General features: G+C 61.4%; 22 protein-coding genes and 1 tRNA gene. 13 read left to right on the top strand and 10 right to left on the bottom strand.

Annotation, left to right across the window (positions count from 1 at the left end):
- The first annotated feature begins 3 nt into the window (after positions 1-3).
- On the top strand, positions 4-1,068 hold the full coding sequence (locus BEK68_RS15835) for an RNA polymerase subunit sigma-70 (RefSeq protein ID WP_065851771.1): 1,065 nt from the start codon (positions 4-6) through the stop codon (positions 1,066-1,068).
- A gap of 74 nt (positions 1,069-1,142) precedes the next feature.
- On the opposite strand, the gene BEK68_RS15840 is transcribed toward BEK68_RS15835, so the two are convergent.
- The 3 genes from BEK68_RS15840 to BEK68_RS15850 all read right to left on the bottom strand — a co-directional run bounded on the left by BEK68_RS15840 (position 1,143) and on the right by BEK68_RS15850 (position 4,093).
- Complete coding sequence (locus BEK68_RS15840) at positions 1,143-2,393, bottom strand: sensor domain-containing diguanylate cyclase (protein WP_012435389.1); 1,251 nt, start codon at positions 2,391-2,393, stop codon at positions 1,143-1,145.
- 124 nt (positions 2,394-2,517) lie between these two features.
- On the bottom strand, positions 2,518-3,294 hold the full coding sequence (locus BEK68_RS15845) for an EAL domain-containing protein (protein ID WP_012435390.1): 777 nt from the start codon (positions 3,292-3,294) through the stop codon (positions 2,518-2,520).
- A gap of 487 nt (positions 3,295-3,781) precedes the next feature.
- Positions 3,782-4,093, bottom strand: a complete 312-nt coding sequence (locus BEK68_RS15850; protein WP_012435391.1) for a hypothetical protein — start codon at positions 4,091-4,093, stop codon at positions 3,782-3,784.
- A 119-nt stretch (positions 4,094-4,212) separates the two neighbouring features.
- On the opposite strand from BEK68_RS15850, the gene dusA reads away from it, so the two are divergent.
- Complete coding sequence (gene dusA / locus BEK68_RS15855; RefSeq protein WP_080515818.1) at positions 4,213-5,232, top strand: tRNA dihydrouridine(20/20a) synthase DusA; 1,020 nt, start codon at positions 4,213-4,215, stop codon at positions 5,230-5,232.
- A 72-nt stretch (positions 5,233-5,304) separates the two neighbouring features.
- Here the strand turns inward: dusA and BEK68_RS15860 are convergent.
- Both BEK68_RS15860 and BEK68_RS15865 read right to left on the bottom strand, forming a co-directional pair.
- A tRNA-His gene (locus BEK68_RS15860) sits at positions 5,305-5,380 on the bottom strand.
- A 90-nt stretch (positions 5,381-5,470) separates the two neighbouring features.
- Positions 5,471-5,866: a hypothetical protein gene (locus BEK68_RS15865; RefSeq protein ID WP_012435393.1), complete on the bottom strand. Its 396-nt coding sequence runs from the start codon at positions 5,864-5,866 to the stop codon at positions 5,471-5,473.
- Positions 5,867-5,997: 131 nt separating this feature from the next.
- On the opposite strand from BEK68_RS15865, the gene BEK68_RS15870 reads away from it, so the two are divergent.
- Both BEK68_RS15870 and BEK68_RS15875 read left to right on the top strand, forming a co-directional pair.
- The gene (locus tag BEK68_RS15870) at positions 5,998-7,728 is read left to right on the top strand and encodes a dipeptidase (protein WP_012435394.1); all 1,731 of its coding nucleotides are present in this window, start codon (positions 5,998-6,000) and stop codon (positions 7,726-7,728) included.
- Positions 7,729-7,744: 16 nt separating this feature from the next.
- On the top strand, positions 7,745-8,056 hold the full coding sequence (locus BEK68_RS15875) for a cupin domain-containing protein (RefSeq protein WP_004626475.1): 312 nt from the start codon (positions 7,745-7,747) through the stop codon (positions 8,054-8,056).
- A gap of 347 nt (positions 8,057-8,403) precedes the next feature.
- Here BEK68_RS15875 and BEK68_RS15880 read toward each other — a convergent pair whose 3' ends face one another.
- A complete protein-coding gene (locus BEK68_RS15880; protein ID WP_004626476.1) occupies positions 8,404-8,589 on the bottom strand; it encodes a hypothetical protein in 186 nt (61 codons plus the stop codon).
- 119 nt (positions 8,590-8,708) lie between these two features.
- Positions 8,709-9,359 carry a transcriptional repressor LexA gene (gene lexA, locus BEK68_RS15885; RefSeq protein WP_012435395.1) on the bottom strand — a complete coding sequence of 217 codons (651 nt, stop codon included), beginning with the start codon at positions 9,357-9,359 and terminating at the stop codon, positions 8,709-8,711.
- Between the two features lie 253 nt (positions 9,360-9,612).
- Here lexA and BEK68_RS15890 point away from each other — a divergent pair, with 253 nt between their 5' ends.
- The 9 genes from BEK68_RS15890 (at position 9,613) to BEK68_RS15930 (ending at position 16,448) form a co-directional block, all read left to right on the top strand.
- Positions 9,613-10,389, top strand: a complete 777-nt coding sequence (locus tag BEK68_RS15890; protein ID WP_012435396.1) for a ferredoxin--NADP reductase — start codon at positions 9,613-9,615, stop codon at positions 10,387-10,389.
- Between the two features lie 137 nt (positions 10,390-10,526).
- Entirely contained in the window at positions 10,527-11,519 is a 993-nt protein-coding gene (locus BEK68_RS15895; protein ID WP_004626483.1) for an asparaginase, read from the top strand.
- 93 nt (positions 11,520-11,612) lie between these two features.
- On the top strand, positions 11,613-11,981 hold the full coding sequence (gene rpsF, locus BEK68_RS15900) for a 30S ribosomal protein S6 (protein ID WP_003265889.1): 369 nt from the start codon (positions 11,613-11,615) through the stop codon (positions 11,979-11,981).
- Between the two features lie 41 nt (positions 11,982-12,022).
- On the top strand, positions 12,023-12,349 hold the full coding sequence (gene priB, locus BEK68_RS15905; protein WP_004626487.1) for a primosomal replication protein N: 327 nt from the start codon (positions 12,023-12,025) through the stop codon (positions 12,347-12,349).
- 12 nt (positions 12,350-12,361) lie between these two features.
- A complete protein-coding gene (gene rpsR, locus BEK68_RS15910) occupies positions 12,362-12,640 on the top strand; it encodes a 30S ribosomal protein S18 (RefSeq protein ID WP_037022304.1) in 279 nt (92 codons plus the stop codon).
- Positions 12,641-12,664: 24 nt separating this feature from the next.
- The gene (gene rplI, locus BEK68_RS15915) at positions 12,665-13,117 is read left to right on the top strand and encodes a 50S ribosomal protein L9 (RefSeq protein WP_004626491.1); all 453 of its coding nucleotides are present in this window, start codon (positions 12,665-12,667) and stop codon (positions 13,115-13,117) included.
- A 141-nt stretch (positions 13,118-13,258) separates the two neighbouring features.
- A complete protein-coding gene (locus tag BEK68_RS15920) occupies positions 13,259-14,647 on the top strand; it encodes a replicative DNA helicase (protein ID WP_012435397.1) in 1,389 nt (462 codons plus the stop codon).
- Between the two features lie 149 nt (positions 14,648-14,796).
- Positions 14,797-15,423 (top strand): DUF47 domain-containing protein, encoded by a 627-nt coding sequence (locus tag BEK68_RS15925; RefSeq protein WP_004626497.1) that lies wholly within the window; start codon positions 14,797-14,799, stop codon positions 15,421-15,423.
- Between the two features lie 14 nt (positions 15,424-15,437).
- Positions 15,438-16,448, top strand: a complete 1,011-nt coding sequence (locus tag BEK68_RS15930; protein WP_004626498.1) for an inorganic phosphate transporter — start codon at positions 15,438-15,440, stop codon at positions 16,446-16,448.
- A gap of 82 nt (positions 16,449-16,530) precedes the next feature.
- Here BEK68_RS15930 and BEK68_RS15935 read toward each other — a convergent pair whose 3' ends face one another.
- The 3 genes from BEK68_RS15935 to BEK68_RS15945 all read right to left on the bottom strand — a co-directional run.
- Complete coding sequence (locus BEK68_RS15935; protein ID WP_012435398.1) at positions 16,531-17,280, bottom strand: C40 family peptidase; 750 nt, start codon at positions 17,278-17,280, stop codon at positions 16,531-16,533.
- Between the two features lie 141 nt (positions 17,281-17,421).
- Positions 17,422-17,847, bottom strand: a complete 426-nt coding sequence (locus BEK68_RS15940) for a hypothetical protein (RefSeq protein WP_012435399.1) — start codon at positions 17,845-17,847, stop codon at positions 17,422-17,424.
- Positions 17,848-17,968: 121 nt separating this feature from the next.
- Positions 17,969-19,588, bottom strand: a 1,620-nt coding sequence (locus BEK68_RS15945) for a PhoH family protein (RefSeq protein ID WP_249262931.1), incomplete at its 5' end; no start/stop codon positions are given.

Consider the following 19,588-nt stretch of genomic DNA (forward strand, 5'->3'; position numbering starts at 1 on the left):
AGCATGAAGCCTCAGGACAGCAGGCTGGGAGTTGACCCCGGCAGCGATGAATCAGGTGGCAGGGATATCAATGAACTTCTCGGCGCGGCGCGACGGGAAATCAAGGTGCACTGTTACCGCATGTTGGGGTCACTGCATGAGGCTGATGACGCCGTTCAGGATGCGTTCGTTCGTGCATGGCGAAGCTACGGCACGTTCGATGGCCGCGGTTCGTTTCGAGCGTGGCTCTATCGGATCGCGACAAACGTCTGTCTTGATGCGCTCAGCAAACGGAAAAATCTAGCGCGCCGCCTCCCAGATCAGCTCGACGGCCCCACCACCGCCATGCCGGACGGACAACCTGCGCCTGATGTTGCTTGGCTGGAGCCTTACCCCCAATCGGAACTGGACGCCGTCACCGACCCAGGCCCAACTCCTGAGGCGCGCATCAGCATGAGGGAAGCTACGGGCCTGGCGTTCATGGCGGCTATCCAGCAACTCGCCCCACGACAACGGGCTGCGCTTTTGCTGTGTGATGTACTGGGGTGGTCGGTAGCGGAGACGGCAGGTTTGCTGGGAGGGTCTGTCGCCTCAATCAATAGCGCCTTGCAACGCGCCCGCTCGAAGTTGGCCACTGGTTACAGTTCCGGAGAGATCACCAACGTAAGCGAGACAACGCCAAGCGAAAGGAGTCTTCTTCGCGGCTACGTACAAGCGTGGGAAGAGCGCGATGCCGATCGGTTGGCCACACTGCTCAAGCACGACGCGATCTATACGATGCCACCGCTCGCGCAGTGGTATGCCGGACGAGAATCGATACGAGCCTTCTTCGCATGGGCGTGGCCGGCATATTCGGACATACGGATGAAAGAAATCCGCGCAAATGGCGAACCTGGATTTGCTGCGTATTTCCGTTCGCGCTCCTCACCAATGGCGCCGCTGGCAGCGCACTCACTGCATGTCGTTTCGGTTGATGCAGACGGAATCTCACGGATGACCCTTTTTGTGGGCGGGAATGTGACGCGCCTTTTTGATGCGTTCGGCTTGCCCACGACTATCGCTGACGCTGCTTCTCCGACTCTTTCTTGATCTCAAGGGATCTCCCGGAGGAGCCGCATGACGGTTTCGTTGTCGCGGTGCTCTTCGGCCTGCGATTTGGCCAATCAAGCCGCGATTGACAGCCGGTTGCGCCCGGCGCGTTTCGCATCGTAAAGAGCCGAGTCAGCACGTGCGATGAGCTCATCGATCGCCTCGTCTGGGGCCAGCGTCGCGAGCCCGAGCGAGAGGGTCAGCGCGGGGACTTCCCCATCTTCATGGGCGTTGACGCGATCGAGAATGCGCTTGGCAAGGTCGACGGTATCCGTCTGTGAGCATTCGTCGAGCACGATCATGAATTCTTCGCCACCCCAGCGAATGACAGCGTCGCGGCTGCGGACCGCTTGCCGGAGCATGTCGGCCACCTCGGCCAGTACGCGGTCTCCGGTGGGATGACCGAACTCGTCATTGATTCTCTTGAAGTGGTCGATGTCGCACATGACGAGGGTAAGGGGGCGCTGCAGCGTCCTGGCGGTCCTGTACCGCTCCGCAAGGAGTTGCTCGCCATGGTGACGATTGTGCAGACCGGTGAGCTTGTCTTTGGTGGCTGCACGTAACAGTGCCTGTTCCCGCTCTACGCGTTTGGTAATGTCTTTGCTCACACTAACGTAGTGGCTTATACGCCCTTTCTCTCCGAATATCGGCGAGATGCTTTGTTCTGCATGGTAGAGCGAGCCGTCACGGCGCCGATTGATGAAGGTGGCGCGAAAATTTTGTCCGCTGGCAAGCGAGCGGCGCATAGCCGCATAAAAAGCCTCGTCATGTTTGCCTGACTTGAACATGGCGGGCGTGCTGCCTTGGATTTCGTCGACCGTGTAGCCCGTGGACTTGGCGAAGGCAGCATTCGCGAAGATGATCCGAGCTTTTGCATCCGTAAGCATGACCGGGTCACTTGTTGCATCAAGCGCGCGTGCGAGCAGTCTGTTTGTCTGCTCTGCCTGTTCGTAGTCGGAAATATCCTGTTGCACCGAGACAAAATTGGTGACCAACCCGCTGTCGTCGCGAACTGGTGAAATGCTCCAGCGGACGGTGTAGCTTGAGCCGTCCTTTCGATAGTTCGTTGCGGTGCCCTCGAAGAGTCGCGCCTCTTTCAGGCAGATGCGAAGTTCATCAATCAATGCCGGATCGGTGTCCGGACCTTGAAGAATCCTAAGGGAGTGGCCGCGTAGCTCGTCCAGAGAATAGCCCGTCATGGCTGTGAACGCTGGATTGGCAAATTGCACTCGGCAACCGACAGCGATGTCGGCATCGGTGATCACGATGGCATTCCATGCCTGCGTAATGGCCGCCTCGAATAGTTTTAGCAGTGGTGGGCTCATAAGTTACCGGGCTCGGTTGTCCAATCGAACGGGGTTGATGGGAATCAGCCGTCCGCCAGCCCGGACGGATCGGCCCGAATAGCCGGTGTGCCCGCAGTCGGTCTGGCTAAAGTCCGTGTGACCATCAGCGAGTGTTTGATACCGGTGGCATTGCTCTGAACGTAGGCTTTGCGAACAGATAGCCTTGCATGAGCGTGATACCCGCGGCAGCGAGGAAGTCGCGTTCCGGTGCCGTTTCAACACCTTCGGCAATGACCCGGATCCCGAGGTCGTTGCAGATGCTGAGCACACCGCAAACAATGCGTTGACGCACCAGATCTGAATCGATTCCTCGGATAAGTGCCATATCCAACTTGATCAGGTCCGGCTGGAAATCGGCGAGTAGGGTGAGCCCGGAGTGGCCGGCACCGAAATCATCAATCGCGGTTTGGAAGCCGAACGATTGATATGCCCGAAAGATCTCCAGGAGGTGGGGGCGGTTGATGATGTCTTCGCCCTCGATGGTTTCGAAGATGATCCGATTGATGGGAAAGCCGAATTTTTCGGCCGCTTCAAACGTTGTGCGGATACATGCGGCAGGCTGATACACCGCATTCGGCATGAAATTGATGGATAGAAAGGTGTCCATCCCTATCCCGGCCGCCTGCTCAATTGCGGTGGTGCGGCACCGTTGGTCAAACCGGTAACGGTTTGCCTCGTCCACTTGCGTCAGCACCGATGCCGCAGGCTCTCCGTTGGGTCCGCGTACGAGCGCTTCGTGTGCGTAGGCGTCGCCCGTGCGCAGATCAACGATCGGCTGAAATGCGAAGGCCATCTCGATAGCGGTGCCATCATCGGAGTTGCATCCGGAGCAGCGCTTGTTGGGTGCCGATGGTTGGCTTGCGTTATGGATCTGAATCATCTTGGCAAAACGAGTAAAGGATTTTGGGCAACGGCTTCACGCCTGGTCGGGGCGTGGTCGTTGAACACTGCACGCTCCTGCCAAGCAGGCTTGTGCGACGTTGACTTCACTCGAAGTGCAGTACAGCGCCAGTAGTGGATCGACGCGAGCTAACTTCGCTCACGTGACGGGGAAGGGGGAGTTGGATAATAGATCAATTGCCCATCCCGCGCAGTGCACTCTTAGTCGGCAAAGAGGGGGGCGGGGGATGACCGATCACCGCTGCCGGCGGATCCAGCTCGCCAATGCCAGTAGTACGCACAGGCCAGCCAGCCACAGCGGCAAACGTGTAAGTCCGAAGATCGCCGCTCGGTAGCTCGGGAGTGAGGCGTACCACTCTGCTGGTTCGGGCTGGGCAGACAGCGCGTACGTCAAAAAATGAGCGGTGACGGCGACAAGCCAAGCGCCAACAACTACCCGCGTGCGAGCCATAGCTTGACCGCGTTATTTACTTCGGTGGCGATCTCAGGTGCCACCAACCGGTCCTTGTAAATTGTTTGGTGCGCCTGAGCGGCTGGACAGATTCGCAGATGTACCGATCGATGACCTCCGAGAGCAGCGGATCTTCCTGCTTGGCGGTCTTCAGGGCGCCTGACTGGTCGAGCTCCTTTTCGCGCTTCACGAGCCAGGCCCGCGCAGCCGGCGCACGGTCGAACGTCTTGGTCTCTGTATGTACGACCACGCCGCCTTCCTTCCGGCGGATTTGGGCCGTGTACCCTATACTCCCGTCCCTGCGTTTTCGCTCGCTGATCGAGCCCATTTTTCCTCGATGCCACGCCGTAGCATTGGGCCGAAAAAATGAGCGGAAACCGCCACAAATCTCATGAAATCGCGCAGAAAACAGTAGGGTGTAAGCGCTTGAATTCAAACCGTATTCCAATGAAATCAACGCCTAGGCGGCTGAGCGTGGCCCCGATGATGGATTGGACTGACAGACATTGCCGGTTCTTCCATCGCCAGATCTCGCGCCACACGTGGCTCTACACCGAAATGGTGACCACGGGCGCGCTGCTGCACGGCGACGTCCCGCGCCACCTCGATTTTGACGAGTTCGAGCATCCCGTGGCGCTCCAGCTCGGCGGCAGTGAACCGGACGATCTGGCCCAGGCCGCGCGCCTCGGCCAGCAATGGGGCTACAAAGAAATCAACCTCAACTGCGGCTGCCCGTCGGAGCGCGTGCAGCGCGGTGCGTTCGGCGCCTGCCTGATGGCTGAGCCCAAGCTCGTCGCGCAGGGTGTCACGGCGATGCGCGATGCGGTGTCGATTCCGGTCACGGTCAAGCACCGCATCGGCATTGATGCAATCGAGACCTACGATTTCGTGCGCGATTTCGTCGGCACCATCGCCGAGGCGGGTTGCGAGACGTTCATCGTGCACGCGCGCAATGCCATCCTGAAAGGCCTGAGCCCGAAGGAAAATCGCGAGATTCCGCCGCTGCGCTACGAAGTCGTCTATCAGCTCAAGCGGGATTTCCCGCATCTGGAAATTCTGCTCAACGGTGGGGTGCAGACGCTCGAGCAGATCGACACGCACCTGGCGCACGTTGATGGCGTAATGATCGGCCGTGAGGCGTATCACCATCCGCATCTGATGGCTGCGTTCGATGCGCGCTACTACGGCGCAGGCACCGAGGCCCCCACGCGCGCCGAGGTGGAAGACGCGATGATCGGCTACGTCGGCCGCTGGGTAGAGCGTGGCGGCTACGCAGGTGCGGCGGTGCGGCACATGCTGGGGCTGTATCGCGGTGTGGCGGGCGCGCGCGGCTGGCGGCGCGTGCTGTCGGACTCCAAGGCGCTGGGCCGCGTCAAGACGCTGGCCGACGCCCATGCACTGTTCGACGAGGCGCGTGCCCACCTGCGGCGTGGCGAAGAATCGAATGAGGAGGCGGTAGCGGTTTGATGCGGGGAAAGGGGCGTTGCCCCGATCGCTGAATGCAAAAAAGCCCGCGAATGCGGGCTTTTTCTTGAAACTTGGGGTGACTGATGGGATTCGAACCCACGACAACCAGAATCACAATCTGGGACTCTACCAACTGAGCTACAGCCACCGTTGTTGCCTGACCGGCGTGTCGCCGTTCAAGGAAACAGCGATTATACAAACATTCTTTCGCCTTGCCTAGAGGGTTTCGCAACGGAGTTCAACGACTCTCCGCCACGATGGTTCCCTGGTGGTATATGACCTTCCAGCCATCCAGCGTCCGCCGCCACAACGTCGCCCGCCGCGTCGTCCGGTTCGACTGCACCAGCGTGTACGTCAGCAGGTAGTTGTCCGGCGCAATCTCTTGGCAGCGGAAATCGCGCGTTTGCCAGAAATCCTCGCCGATGTGGCCGTGCCGGGCATCGAGAACGCCAAGCACATAGCTGCGGCTGTAGCGCTGACCCGAGGCACCGGTTTCCCAGAAGTCTTCCGTGGTCATGCGCTCGAAGTCTTCGCGGCGCGTGCCGAACTCGGGGCGATGGAAGATGGGTTCGCGCCGGCGCAGTTCTTCCAGCACGCTCAACAGACCGGGGGCGGTGTCCAGAGACGGTTCCATGCGGCAAGCCTCCTGGGAAAGCTCCAAGCATACCGCGCAGCGGGCGTGCCTTAGCGTTTTCGCGCTGCACAATGCGTGGCTTGCGCTTCGCCCCTATGATGGCGCCTTCGCCTTTTTCGGAAACCACTTCGATGCAACGCACTGCCCGTATTGGCCTGTCTTCGCTGACGATCGCACTGTCGCTGGCTTGCGGCACCGGCGCCTTTGCCGCCACGATTCAGAAACCGCAACTCGACGCGCTGCTCGCCGCCGAGCAATCCAAGGCATCGGCCGATCTGAACAGCTTTCTTGCGGCAGCCGCGAAGGCCGATCCGCAAGTCGCGGGCAGTGTCGCCGCGTACCAGAAGAAGGCTCCGGTGGCCGGCGATGACCTCGTCAACATCGGGCGCCTGCTGGGTCTGTACAACCGCCTGCACAACCAGCAGGCCGTGATTGGTTCGATCGAAAAGATGGTCGCGCTGCCCACGGTGCGCGACGACAAGATTCCGCAGTACGAAAACCCCGCCATCGTCGCGTTTGGCAAGCTGATCGAGGGCATGGCGCGCGATTTCGGCTTGAAATACCGCAACGTCGACAACCGCGTCTTTGAAGTTACGCTGCCCGGCACCGGCTCGGACGAGTTCGGCATCCTGACGCACGCCGACGTCGTACCCGCCAAGGCCGAGGAGTGGGTGCTCGGCGACGGCACCAAGCTCGATCCGTTCAAGGTCACGCGCGTCGGCAATCTGCTGTACGGCCGTGGCACGATTGACGACAAGGGCTCGATTGCCGCCGCGATGTACGCCATGAAAACGGTCAAGGACAGTGGCGTGCCGCTCGCGCGCACCATCCGCCTGATGATCGAAACCACCGAAGAAACCGGTGGCGATGGCATGAAGTACTACCGTGAGCACACGCAATTGCCTGCGTACAACATCGTGCTCGACAGCAAGTACCCGGCCGTGGTTGCAGAGAAAGGCTCGGGCGCATTGAAGGTGTTCTTCCCTGCGCAAGCTGGCGATGCTTCGCATACGGCCATCGTTTCGATGACGGGCGCGGCGTCGGCAAGCTCCATCCCACAAACGGCCACCGCCACGCTCAAGGGCGGTGATCTGGGCCTGGCCGCCGCCGCGCTCGAAGCCAAGCGCGATGGGTTCGTGAACAGCTTGGCAGGGCAGGGCAAGTTCTCGATCGACATCGCGCGCACGGGCGACAGCATCGTCGTGAAGGTGACTGGCGCCTCCGCACACGGCTCGCGTCCGGAAGAGGGCGTCAACCCGCTGCCGCGCCTCGCGCTGTTCCTGCGTGCAGCCGATCTCGGCTTGGCAGACAACGCCTACGCTCATGCCGTGCGCTACCTCACCGACCTTTACGGCACCGACTACCTCGGCACTACCATGGGCGTCGCCTACAAGGACGACTTCATGGGGCCGCTCACCATTTCGCCTACGGTGATCGGCGACAAGAATGGCCGCGTGGAGGTGAGCGCCAACGTGCGCATGCCGCGCGGCAAAACGCCTGATGCGCTGCGCGGTGAAATCGCCGGCAAGATCAACGCATGGGCCAAGGCCAACCATGTCGCCCTCGAGATCAACCACGATCAAGGCAACTGGATGGCGCGCGATCCGAAGGGCGCGTGGCTGTCGACGCTGCTCAACATTTATGGTGACACCACGGGCCTCGACGCCAAGCCCGTGCCGACGGCCGGCAGCACGACGGCCAAGCTGATGCCGAACGCCATCAATTTCGGCCCGGCCATGCCGGGCAAGAAGTACACGGCGCACAACGCCAACGAGTACAAGGAAGTGCAGGACCTCGACCTCGATATGCAGATGTTCACCGAGATGTTGGTGCGCATCGGCAACCTGCAGTCAATGCAATAACCGACGCACGATCGCCATGAACATCATCCGCGCCAAGTCGTTCACCGCCGAGCGTGCCTGGGGCGCGCTCGATATTGCCAATATGAGTGGCATTACCACGCGCCTGCATTGGACGGACCAGCCTTACCGCTGGCATGTGAACGACGGTGAGGAGGTGTTCGTGGTGCTCGACGGTACGGTCGACATGCATTACCGCGAAGCCGGCGAGGAGAAAGTCGCGACGCTGGAACCCGGCGATATCTTCTTCGCCGGTATCGGCTGCGAGCATGTGGCGCACCCGCGGGGCGAGGCGCGAATCCTCGTCGTCGAGAAAGCGGGGAGCGTTTAGCGGCTCGCCTGCCGGTCGCGGCGCAAAAAAAAGCCCGCAATGTGCGGGCTTCGAATTCAGCGATCTCATTGCCCCTGAGGGCATTAGCAATACTACTGTCACGTACGCCAAACAACATCGGGGTAAACGTCCGTTTCACCGACGGAACATCGTTAAATGTGCCGTTGCAGCAACTTACGAGCAGAAAAAAAACAGCCCGCTCAAACGGCGGGCCGAAAATCAGTTGAAGAAAGCCCTGTCCTCAGGGCACGGCAAGTGTATGAAATCAGTTGCGGCGGCAGCATTGGGGTATGCCCTGATCGGCCGCTGCAGCGCGCTTCACAGCCCTCATCGGCCTTCTCTTTCCCTCAGCAGCTTTCGGCGCCAGCAGTGCGCGAGGCCGCTGGAATCGCATCCAGCATGCGGCAGATGGCGGCCATGCTGCCGACCATCGTACGGCGCTGCTCCCCTTGATAGATGCGCACGCCCTGGGTTTGGCGGAAGGGAACCGGCTGTACCGGGCGGCGGCGGGAAGACATCGATCCGAGTCGCATGGCAGACCTCGTGAGTTCGGGTGGAAAAGCGAGTGGCAAGACTCCGCCCCGGCGAGCCGCTGGCTCACCTTCAAGTGGAATCAAACAGCGAAGGTTTGGCGCTGAGATGCGCCGGAGACTTACGGAGCAGCAGGCCGGATCAGACCGACGGCCAAGCCCTCCAGGTGAAACTCATCGCGATCCAGATCAACGTGGATCGGTTCGAAATCGGGGTTCTCGGCAATCAGCTCGACATGCCGGCCCTTGCGCTGGAAGCGCTTGACCGTGACGTCGTCGCCCAGTCGAGCCACGACGATCTTGCCGTTGGTGGCTTCACTGGCGCGCTGCACGGCCAGTAGATCGCCATCGAGAATGCCGGCGTCGCGCATGCTCATACCACGCACCTTCAGCAGAAAATCGGGCTGCGCAGAGAACAGCGACGGATCCACTTGGTACTGGCGATCAATATGCTCGGCAGCCAGGATCGGACTACCGGCGGCCACGCGGCCCACCAGCGGCAGTGTCAACTGCATCAATCCCATCGACGGCAGCGAGAACTGATGCTGCGCCGTGTCGCCCGCCGCCCGCAGCCGAATGCCACGCGAGGCGCCCGGCGTCAGTTCAATCACGCCCTTGCGTGCCAACGCGCGGAGGTGTTCCTCAGCCGCATTGGGCGACGAGAAGCCAAACTCCGCGGCAATCTCGGCGCGCGTCGGCGGAAAGCCCGTGCGCTGGATCGTCTGGCGGATGAGGTCATAAATCTGCTGCTGGCGGGGGGTGAGGGTGGCCATCGGCGCACTGTATATTTGAACAGGTGCTGTGATTTTATACAGTGACGCAGGAAGCGCAAGTGATTTTGTTGTGACCTGTTGCGCAGGCGCCCAGTCCTTATGACCGGCGTCAAAACCCATGCGACTGGTTAGAAGCTTATGCGCAATCCATGCAGGCGCGGCCGCGGCGAATCGCATAAAATCAAGGCCTTGACCGATTTTTGCATCGCCACATAACCCGATTGAGCTTCATTGGGTTGGCCCGAATGTCACCATGTCCGCCTTCAATCAAGAGACCGTTCTGAGCGTCCATCACTGGAATGACTCGCTGTTCAGCTTCAAGACCACCCGCGACCAGGCGCTGCGCTTCCATAACGGCCACTTCGTCATGATCGGGCTGGAGGTCGAAGGCAAGCCGCTGATGCGCGCCTACAGCATCGCGAGCCCGAACTACGAAGAGCACCTCGAGTTCTTCAGCATCAAGGTGCAGAACGGCCCCCTGACGTCGCGACTGCAGCATCTGAAGGTGGGCGACAAGCTGCTGGTGAGCAAGAAGCCGGTCGGCACGCTCGTACTGGATGACCTGCTACCCGGTAAGAACCTGTATCTGTTCGGCACCGGCACCGGCCTCGCGCCGTTCATGAGCATCATCCAGGACCCGGACACCTATGAGCGCTTCGAGAAGGTCGTGCTGCTGCACGGCGTGCGCCAAGTGAGCGAGTTGGCTTATGCCGACTTCATCACCCGGGAATTGCCGAACAACGAGTTCTTTGGCGATCAGGTGCGCGAAAAGCTGATCTATTACCCCACGGTTACGCGTGAGCCGTTCCGCAACATGGGCCGCCTGACGGACCTCGTCGACAGCGGCAAGCTGTCTGTCGATATCGGCCTGCCCCCGATGGATCCGGCAGTCGACCGCGCCATGATCTGTGGCAGCCCGGCCATGCTGGAAGACACCTGCAAGCTGCTCGACGACCGCGGTTTCAAGATCTCGCCGCGCATGGGCGAAGCGGGTGACTACGTGATCGAGCGCGCCTTCGTCGAGAAATAATCGATACGGCTTCTGTTGCAAACGCCGGCCTGGGTGCCGGCGTTTTGTTTTTGCCGGCGCCCCGGGCAATCCCGCGTCGGCAAAGGCGATGCGGGCGGATACAATGCGCGCCTTGCCCACCACGCATGTCTGCAACGATGTCCTTGCCTACCATCGCCATCCTCGCCACCGGCGGCACGATCGCCGGCTCTGCTGACGACGCTGGCTCCGCCGCACGCTATCGCGCTGGCGCCGTCCCCATCGATCAACTGCTCGCGGCCAGCAAGCTTGGTTTGGAGCGCCTCGCCAACGTGCGCGCTGAACAGGTCGCACAGATCGATAGCAAGGATCTGACCTTCGACGTATGGGAAAAGCTGGTGGCGCGTATCCGTCACTGGATCGACGTCGAGCGTGTGGATGGCGTGGTCATCACGCACGGCACTGACACGCTGGAAGAGACCGCGATGCTACTGCACCTGACGCAGCAGACCGATACACCGATCGTCCTGACTGCGGCGATGCGGCCGTCGACGTCGCTGTCGGCGGATGGCCCGCTGAATCTGCTGAATGCGGTGCGGCTGGCGGCCAGTCCGTCTGCGCGCGGGCGAGGCGTGCTGGTGGCGCTCAACCAGCGCGTGCATGCCGCCCGCGATGTCCAGAAGGGTCACACTTACGCGGTTGAGGCGTTTGTTTCGCCGGACACCGGCGCGCTGGGTTTCGTGCTCGACACGCAGGTGCAGTTTCAGCGGGTAGGGCAACGTGTGGCCGCAGCCGACGTGCTGCCGATGCCGCCTGCGGGCCAGTGGCCCTGGGTTGAGGTTGTGGCGAGCTATGCCCAGCCCGATGCTCGCGTGGTGGATGCGCTGGTTGCCGCGGGCGTGAAGGGGCTGGTGATTGCCGCAACCGGTGCGGGTTCCATCCATGCCAATCTTGAAGCGGCGCTGAACCGGGCGAGTCAGCAGGGGGTTTTCGTACTGCGCTCCACGCGTACCGGTGCTGGCGTGGTGCCTGCGCTGCCTAGTGCGGACCGCTGGGCGTCGAGCGGTACGCTCAACCCATATAAGGCGCGTGTGCTTCTGACGTTGCTTTTAGCCTCTGGTCGCGCCCAGGCAGAAGTTGCCTCGCTTCAGCAAGTCATTGATCGATATTGAAAAAGTCGCAAAAGCCTGCGTATAATAGCAGGCTAACCAACCTTGCTGCACCGGAGTGTGACGCCCGGGCGGCTTAATCCACAAGGAGCGTCAATGCGTCATTACGAAATCGTATTCATCGTCCATCCGGACCAGAGCGAGCAAGTGCCCGCGATGATCGAGCGCTACAAGAGCACGGTCACCTCGCAAGGCGGCCAAGTGCACCGCGTCGAGGACTGGGGCCGTCGTCAACTGGCCTACATGATCCAGAAGCTCGCGAAGGCTCACTACGTGTGCCTGAACATCGAGTGCGGCAAGGAAACCCTGGCTGAGCTTGAGCACGCCTTCAAGTTCAACGACGCCGTGCTGCGTCACCTCATCGTTCAGACCAAGAAGGCTGAAACGGCGCCGTCGCCGATGATGAAGGAAGTCGCACGCGAAGAGGCCAAGAAGGCCGCCGCTCAGACCGAACAGGCCGCCTGATGCCGCGCGGTGCTGCGCAAGCCTGATCGCGCATCACCAGCATGAACGAAACCCTCGGGGACAACGCCATCAACCGCCTGCAGCTCGTGGCCACTCTGGTCGAGCGCGAGGTGATGCGATACACCCCAGCCGGCGTGCCGATCGTCAATTGTCTGCTGGCATACAGCGGGCAGGCGGTCGAAGCGCAGACAGTGCGGCAGATCGAGTTTTCGATGGAGGCACTGGCAGCCGGCAAGATGGCTTCCGTTCTGGATCGCATCGCTCCGGGCACCGTCCTGGATTGCGTGGGATTCCTGGCTCGCAAGCACCGCAGCAGTAAGGCACTGGTCTTTCACATCTCCGGATGTAACGTATTCGTAAAGGATTGAATCATGGCATTCATGAACAAGAAGCAGCGCGACGCGAAGAACAAGAAGCGCTTCCAGCAGCAAAACCCGTTGTTCAAGCGCAAGAAGTTCTGCCGCTTTACCGTGGCTGGCGTTGAGCAGATCGACTACAAGGATCTGGACACGCTCAAGGACTTCATCGGCGAGAACGGCAAGATCACGCCGGCCCGCCTGACCGGCACGCGCGCGATCTATCAGCGCCAGCTGGACACGGCCATCAAGCGCGCACGTTTCCTCGCGCTGATGCCGTACACCGATCAGCACAAGCACTAATCAGCGGGATAAGGAGAACTGACAATGCAAATTATTCTGCTCGAGAAGGTCGTCAACCTGGGTAACCTGGGCGACGTGGTGCGCGTGAAGGACGGTTACGCTCGTAACTTCCTGATCCCGAACAAGCAAGCTCGCCGCGCTACGGATTCCGCCATCAAGGAATTCGAAGCCCGTCGTGCTGAGCTGGAAAAGCTGGCTGCTGAAAAGCTGGCAGCTGCACAAGCCGAAGGCGAGAAGCTGAACGGCCTGACGCTGCAACTGTCGCAAAAGGCTGGTGTGGATGGCCGTCTGTTCGGCTCCGTCACCAATCACGACATCGCCGACGCACTGGTTGCACAAGGCTTCAAGGTCGAGAAGGCGCAAGTGCGTATGCCGAATGGCCCGCTGAAGACCGTTGGCGATCACCCGGTCGTCGTGTCGCTGCACACCGATGTGGCAGTCGACGTGACGGTGTTGGTGCAGGGCGACGCAGTCTAAGCACGCAAGCTGCACCTCGCGGCGCCTGGGCAGCCGGCCGGCGCGAGTCAAGAAGGCAGGGACGAAAGTCTCTGCCTTTTTTGTTGTCCTTTGTGTCAGGGGTTCAAATTGAAGACTGAGCAGCGCCGTTATAATCCCGCCATGAACGCGCCCTCCGATCCCCAGCTCGATTCCCTCAAGGTGCCCCCGCATTCCATCGAGGCCGAACAGTCGGTGCTCGGCGGGTTGCTGTTGGATAACGCCGCCTGGGATCGCATTGCCGATTTCATCAACGAGCACGATTTCTACCGCTACGACCACCGGCTGATCTTCCACAATATCGGCAAGTTGATCTCGCAGGCCAAGCCGGCTGACGTGATCACGGTGTACGAGCAACTGCAGGCCGCTGGCAAGGCGGAAGAGGTGGGTGGCCTGGCGTACCTGAACGCGCTGGCCCAAAACACGCCGAGCGCCGCCAATATCCGTCGCTATGCGGAGATCGTTCGCGACCGCGGCGTGCTGCGCCAACTCGTGACGATCGCCGACGAGATTTCCGCTGGTGCCTTCAACCCGCAGGGGCGCGACGTGCGCCAGTTGTTGGACGAGGCCGAATCCAAGGTGTTCGCGATTGCCGAAGAGGGCTCGCGTGGGCAGAAGGGCTTCCTGGAAATTCAGCCGCTGCTGACGCAGGTGGTCGAGCGCATCGATGAGCTGTACCACCGCGATAACCAGAGCGACATTACCGGTGTGCCGACGGGTTTCGTTGACCTCGATCGCATGACCAGCGGTATGCAGGGCGGCGACCTGATCATCGTGGCCGGTCGCCCATCGATGGGTAAGACGGCATTCTCCCTGAACATCGGCGAACACGTGGCGGTGGAGCAGGGCCTGCCGGTGGCTGTGTTCTCAATGGAAATGGCGGGTACGCAGCTCGCCATGCGTATGCTGGGTTCGGTCGGTCGATTGGATCAGCACCGCCTGCGCACCGGCCGACTGCTCGACGAGGATTGGCCGCGCCTGACGCATGCCATCCAGAAGATGAACGACGCGCAGCTCTTCATCGACGAAACCCCTGCGTTGAACCCGATGGAGTTGCGTGCACGTTCGCGCCGGCTTGCACGCCAGTGTGGACAGCTCGGCCTGATCGTCATCGACTACCTGCAGCTGATGTCGGGCTCGGGCAGCGGTGAGAACCGTGCGACCGAAATTTCGGAAATCTCGCGATCGCTCAAGGGTCTGGCGAAGGAACTCAACTGCCCCGTGATCGCATTGTCGCAGTTGAACCGAAGCTTGGAGCAGCGCCCGAACAAGCGTCCTGTGATGTCGGACTTGCGCGAATCCGGTGCTATCGAACAGGACGCCGACGTGATCCTGTTCATCTATCGCGATCAGGTCTACAACCCCGATTCTCCGGACAAGGGTACGGCCGAAATCATCATTGGTAAGCAGCGTAACGGCCCGATTGGGACCGTTCGCCTTACGTTCCTGGGTGAATACACGAAGTTCGACAACTTCACCGGGGGCAATGCCTTCTTTGACAACGACACGTAACGTGTAATTCGTGTCGGCCTGCCACAACGTGCCACGCATGTCGCGAGGCTGGTTCCGGTAAAATATTGCGTTTTAATGACAGCGCCGGCGGTGATCCCGTCCGGCGTTGTTTTTACGACTCCTGCTTTTTTCCGTTCCCAAGGATCATCATGTTCGGTCGCTTCATGCCCACCGAAGGCAAGTTTTTTGAGTACTTCAACCAGCACGCCGAGTGCGCCGTCAAGGCGGCCCACGCGCTGAAGGAGCTGGTCAACGATTTGCCCAATGCCGAAATGCATGCACGCAACGTGCAGAATTTTGAAAAGAAGGCCGATCGCATCACGCATGACACGATCGAACTGCTGCACAAGACTTTCATCACCCCGCTTGATCGCGACGAGATCCACAAGTTGATCACGACGATGGACGACATCCTCGACCTGATGGAAGACGTGTCGCTCACCATCTCGTTGTACGACGTGACCAACGTGACGGACGAGGCGCGCCAGCTCGCGACCATCTGCGTGGCTTGCTGCGAGGAAGTCCGCAAGGCCGTGGCGCTGCTCAGCGACATGAACAACGGCCGCCAGATCCTCACCATTGCCCACGAAATCGACCGTCTTGAGTCGGATGCCGATCGCGTGATGCGCGCTGCCATGGCCAAGCTGTTTCGCACCGAGAACGACATCAAGCTGCTGATCAAGCTCAAGGCGATCTACGAACAACTGGAGAGCATCACCGACCGTTGCGAGGATGTCGCCAACATCATCGAAGGCATCGTGCTCGAAAACGCCTGACGAGACGACGCCTCATGCATACGCTTCAGATCAGTCTCTGGGTGGTCGTTCTGCTGGTGGCGCTGGCCATTGTGTTCGACTTCATGAATGGCTTTCACGACGCGGCCAACTCCATTGCGACGGTGGTGTCGACCGGCGTGCTCAAGCCGCAGCAGGCAGTGGCCATGGCCGCTGCCTGCAACGTGATCGCCATTTTCATCTTCCACCTCAAGGTGGCAACCACGGTGGGACGGGACACGATTGATCCGTCCATCGTCGATCATTACGTCATCTTCGGGGCGTTGGTCGGCGCCATCGCGTGGAACATCATCACGTGGTACTACGGCATTCCGTCCAGCTCGTCGCACGCGCTCATCGGTGGCTTGGTAGGCGCGGCTGTGGCCAAGTCCGGCACGGGCTCGCTGGTGGCCAGTGGCTTGCTCAAGACCGTGGCGTTCATCCTGATTTCGCCGTTGCTGGGTTTTATCCTCGGCTCGCTCTTGATGGTGGCGGTGTCCTGGCTGTTCTTCCGAACGCCGCCATCCAAGGTGGACCGATGGTTCCGGCGCTTGCAACTGCTCTCCGCTTCGCTGTACAGCCTGGGCCATGGCGGCAACGATGCGCAGAAGACCATCGGCATCATCTGGATGCTGCTGATTGCGGGCGGCTACGCGTCGGCCACGGCAACCGAACCGCCGATCTGGGTCATCGTCTGCTGCTATGTGGCGATCGGCTTGGGTACGCTGCTGGGTGGCTGGCGGATCGTGCGCACGATGGGTCAGAAGATCACCAAGCTCAAGCCGGTCGGCGGTTTCTGCGCGGAAACCGGTGGCGCCATGACGCTGTTCTTCGCTTCGGCGTTGGGCGTGCCAGTGTCGACGACGCACACCATCACAGGCGCCATTGTCGGTGTGGGCGCGGCGCAGAAAGCTTCTGCCGTGCGCTGGGGGGTGGCAGGCAACATCGTCTGGGCGTGGGTGTTGACGATTCCCGCGTCGGCGTTCATGGCGGCCATCGCCTGGTGGATCGGTCGACACGTGCTGTAAGCAAAGCCGGCCTCGGATTCACTTCGCAAAAACGAAACGCCCACCAAACCGGTGGGCGTTTTGCATTGGGGCGAGCGATGCGCTACTGCGTGGCAAAGCGCGCGATGGGGTCGTCATCCGCAGGCGGCGTCGCAGCCGCCGGCACGCGTGTCGACATCAGGCTGTCGGCCTGAGCATCGCGTGTGCGGGCGAGGGTACCGAGCGGATCATCGTCGATTGGGCTGGCAGGGCTGACGGGCGCCGGCGTGATGGGGGCGATGGTCGGCGCCGGTGCATCGGGCAGGTTGCTCACGGCCACGACACGGCGTGCGCCCCCGTAGCGGTTGGCCCAATAAGACTTGGTCATGTCTTCAAGGCGCACCGTGCCGCCTGTGGCCGGTGCGTGGACAAACCGGTTCTGCCCGACATAGATGCCCACGTGCGAGTTCGGCTGGCCGGTCGTGTTGAAGAAGACGAGGTCGCCCGATGCAACATCGCGGCGATCCAGTGAGGTGCCGCGGCGGCCCATTTCGGCGGCGGTACGCGGCAGGTTCACAGACGCAGCGCGTTGCACGACGTAGCGCACGAGCCCGCTGCAATCGAAGCCGCTGTCGGGTGTATTGCCGCCGTAGCGGTAGGGCGTGCCGACCAGCGCCATGGCTTCGATGGAGATTTCTTCCAGACCGGCGCTCGGATCCTGGATCGGGGCGCCGCGCGTGCGCAGGCCAGTATCGCGCGAGGCGGTGGAGCGGGTCGGGGTCGAGGAGCATGCGGACAGCAGGCACACCAGCGCCAGCAGGGCGGCGCCTGCCAGTCGCATGTTGCCGTGGGGAAAGCTGTGCCGCGTGAGCATTGGCCATCAGGAGAGTCCGGATAGCGAGCATGCTATGCGCGCCGCGTCAGAAAGCCAAACTGCGTGTTGGCGAGGCGCAACGCCAAGCAGGGCGCGGGTCTGCGAATTTTGCCCTGATGGCGTCGCGCTTTGCGGGCAGGTTTACCAGCGTAGTTGGACGTTGCGCGTGCTGCCCGTCTGCACCGTCGCCCGCTTGGTGGTGCCTTGGTATGTGGCGATGACGTTGTAGCTGGCCGGCGGTGCCTTGATCAGACAGCGCGGGCCGTCGGCGCGGAAGCTTGCGACCTCCTTGCCGTGTCGCGTGAGCTGGACGTCGACGTCGGCCAGATACTCGCCGCGCGCGCCTTGCGTAAACAGCAGAGAGAGGTTGTAGTTGCGGGCTTCACTGTTCAGCGCCTGCTGCTCGTCCTGCGCAACGCCGCCGCAGACGTAGCTGATCTGGCCGGCGGTCTTTGGCGTGAGGTTGTCGGCGAGCGCAATGGACGCGCCGGCGGACAGCATCATCGCCAGCGCGGCCGACGTCAGGGTCAAGCGCGATCGGGTCTGCAGGTTTTGCTGCATGGGCATCATTGGCCTCCATCAGGGAAGAAAAGAGAGGTGCCGAAGATGCAGCAAAAAAAAGGCCACGCAATCGCGAGGCCCGATGGCACAACGGTTTGCGGCTGATGACGTTGCCGCGATGTGATTTCTAAAGCACGTCTGAGGCGTGATCTGCGAGTCGCGAACGCTCACCGCGCGCCAGCGTGATATGCCCGCTGTGGCTCCATCCCTTGAAGCGATCCACCACGTAAGTCAGGCCCGACGAGCCTTCCGTCAGATAGGGCGTGTCGATCTGCGCGATGTTCCCCAGGCAGACGATCTTGGTGCCGGGGCCCGCGCGCGTGACCAGCGTCTTCATCTGCTTGGGCGTCAGGTTTTGCGCCTCGTCGATGATCAGGAACTTGTTGACGAAGGTGCGGCCGCGCATGAAGTTCATGCTCTTGACCTTGATGCGCGAGCGGATCAACTCCTGCGTGGCGGCACGGCCCCACTCGCCGGCATTGTCGTCGGACTTTTGCAGGACCTCGAGGTTGTCGTCGAAGGCGCCCATCCACGGCTGCATCTTTTCTTCTTCCGTGCCGGGCAGGAAGCCGATGTCTTCACCCACAGGCACCGTGGCGCGCGTGATGATGATCTCGTTGTAGAGCTTCTGATCCAGCACCTGCTCCAGGCCTGCCGCCAGTGCCAGCAGCGTCTTGCCCGTACCAGCCTGGCCAAGCAGCGAAACGAAGTCGACTTCCGGATGCATCAGCAGGTTCAGCGCGAAGTTCTGCTCACGGTTGCGCGCGGTCACGCCCCAGACGTTGTTCTTCTGGTGCGTGTAGTCCTTGAGCGTCTGCAGCACGGCGGTTTTGCCGTTCAGCTCCTTGACTTGCGCATACAGCGGCAGACTGCCGTCATTCGGTTCAAGGAAGACAAACTGGTTGACCAGGAACGATGGCACCAGCGGGCCGGACAAGCGGTAGAACGTCGTACCCGTCTTGGGGTCCTGCCAGCTCTCGATGTTTTTGCCGTGCTTCTGCCAGAAGTCCGCCGGCAGGGCCATGATGCCGCTGTAGAGCAGGTCGGTGTCTTCCAGCACGCGGTCGTTGAAGTAGTCCTCCGCCGGCAGGCCGAGGGCGCGCGCCTTGATCCGCATGTTGATGTCCTTGGACACCAGCACGACGGATCGATCCGGACGTTGCTGCTGCAACGCGGCCACCACGCCCAGGATCTGATTGTCGGCCTTGCCCTGCGGCAGACCGTCGGGCAGCTTGATGTCATTCAGACGCGTCTGGAAGAACAGGCGCCCCTGCGCATCGCGGTTGCCGAGCTTGGCGAGCGGCAGGCCGTCGTCCATGACGCCATCGGTGCCCGCCACAAGCTGGTCGAGCGTGCGACTGACCGTACGGGCATTGCGCGCGACTTCGCTCATGCCCTTCTTGTGGTTGTCCAGCTCTTCCAACGTCATCATCGGCAGATAGACGTCGTGCTCTTCAAAACGGAAGAGCGATGTCGGATCGTGCATCAGCACGTTGGTGTCGAGCACGAACAGCTTGGTCGGGCCCTCATCGCGGCGAGCGCGGCGGCGGGCAGCGGTTTCGGTCGATTTGCCGGCTGCGCTCACCTTGTCAACCGCCTTGGCGACGATGCCGGCGTGTTCGCGTGGGCCCTCTTTCGCCATGGGGGAAGCTTCGCCCGAGCGGGCGCGGGCCGGGCTGGCTGCATTGCGTTTAGGTTGCGCACGGCCGGTTTCTGATAACGCCTCGCGCTCGAGCGCTGGCACCGG

The sequence above is a fragment of the Ralstonia pickettii genome, assembly GCF_001699815.1.
In the GTDB taxonomy this organism is placed as follows: domain Bacteria; phylum Pseudomonadota; class Gammaproteobacteria; order Burkholderiales; family Burkholderiaceae; genus Ralstonia; species Ralstonia thomasii.

Coding starts and splice junctions, on each gene's coding strand:
- BEK68_RS15835 (WP_065851771.1), top strand. CDS start 4: ATGAAGCCTCAGGACAGCAGGCTGGGAGTTGACCCCGGCAGCGATGAA.
- BEK68_RS15840 (WP_012435389.1), bottom strand. CDS start 2,393: ATGAGCCCACCACTGCTAAAACTATTCGAGGCGGCCATTACGCAGGCA.
- BEK68_RS15845 (WP_012435390.1), bottom strand. CDS start 3,294: ATGATTCAGATCCATAACGCAAGCCAACCATCGGCACCCAACAAGCGC.
- BEK68_RS15850 (WP_012435391.1), bottom strand. CDS start 4,093: ATGGGCTCGATCAGCGAGCGAAAACGCAGGGACGGGAGTATAGGGTAC.
- dusA (WP_080515818.1), top strand. CDS start 4,213: ATGAAATCAACGCCTAGGCGGCTGAGCGTGGCCCCGATGATGGATTGG.
- BEK68_RS15865 (WP_012435393.1), bottom strand. CDS start 5,866: ATGGAACCGTCTCTGGACACCGCCCCCGGTCTGTTGAGCGTGCTGGAA.
- BEK68_RS15870 (WP_012435394.1), top strand. CDS start 5,998: ATGCAACGCACTGCCCGTATTGGCCTGTCTTCGCTGACGATCGCACTG.
- BEK68_RS15875 (WP_004626475.1), top strand. CDS start 7,745: ATGAACATCATCCGCGCCAAGTCGTTCACCGCCGAGCGTGCCTGGGGC.
- BEK68_RS15880 (WP_004626476.1), bottom strand. CDS start 8,589: ATGCGACTCGGATCGATGTCTTCCCGCCGCCGCCCGGTACAGCCGGTT.
- lexA (WP_012435395.1), bottom strand. CDS start 9,359: ATGGCCACCCTCACCCCCCGCCAGCAGCAGATTTATGACCTCATCCGC.
- BEK68_RS15890 (WP_012435396.1), top strand. CDS start 9,613: ATGTCCGCCTTCAATCAAGAGACCGTTCTGAGCGTCCATCACTGGAAT.
- BEK68_RS15895 (WP_004626483.1), top strand. CDS start 10,527: ATGTCCTTGCCTACCATCGCCATCCTCGCCACCGGCGGCACGATCGCC.
- rpsF (WP_003265889.1), top strand. CDS start 11,613: ATGCGTCATTACGAAATCGTATTCATCGTCCATCCGGACCAGAGCGAG.
- priB (WP_004626487.1), top strand. CDS start 12,023: ATGAACGAAACCCTCGGGGACAACGCCATCAACCGCCTGCAGCTCGTG.
- rpsR (WP_037022304.1), top strand. CDS start 12,362: ATGAACAAGAAGCAGCGCGACGCGAAGAACAAGAAGCGCTTCCAGCAG.
- rplI (WP_004626491.1), top strand. CDS start 12,665: ATGCAAATTATTCTGCTCGAGAAGGTCGTCAACCTGGGTAACCTGGGC.
- BEK68_RS15920 (WP_012435397.1), top strand. CDS start 13,259: ATGAACGCGCCCTCCGATCCCCAGCTCGATTCCCTCAAGGTGCCCCCG.
- BEK68_RS15925 (WP_004626497.1), top strand. CDS start 14,797: ATGTTCGGTCGCTTCATGCCCACCGAAGGCAAGTTTTTTGAGTACTTC.
- BEK68_RS15930 (WP_004626498.1), top strand. CDS start 15,438: ATGCATACGCTTCAGATCAGTCTCTGGGTGGTCGTTCTGCTGGTGGCG.
- BEK68_RS15935 (WP_012435398.1), bottom strand. CDS start 17,280: ATGCTCACGCGGCACAGCTTTCCCCACGGCAACATGCGACTGGCAGGC.
- BEK68_RS15940 (WP_012435399.1), bottom strand. CDS start 17,847: ATGCCCATGCAGCAAAACCTGCAGACCCGATCGCGCTTGACCCTGACG.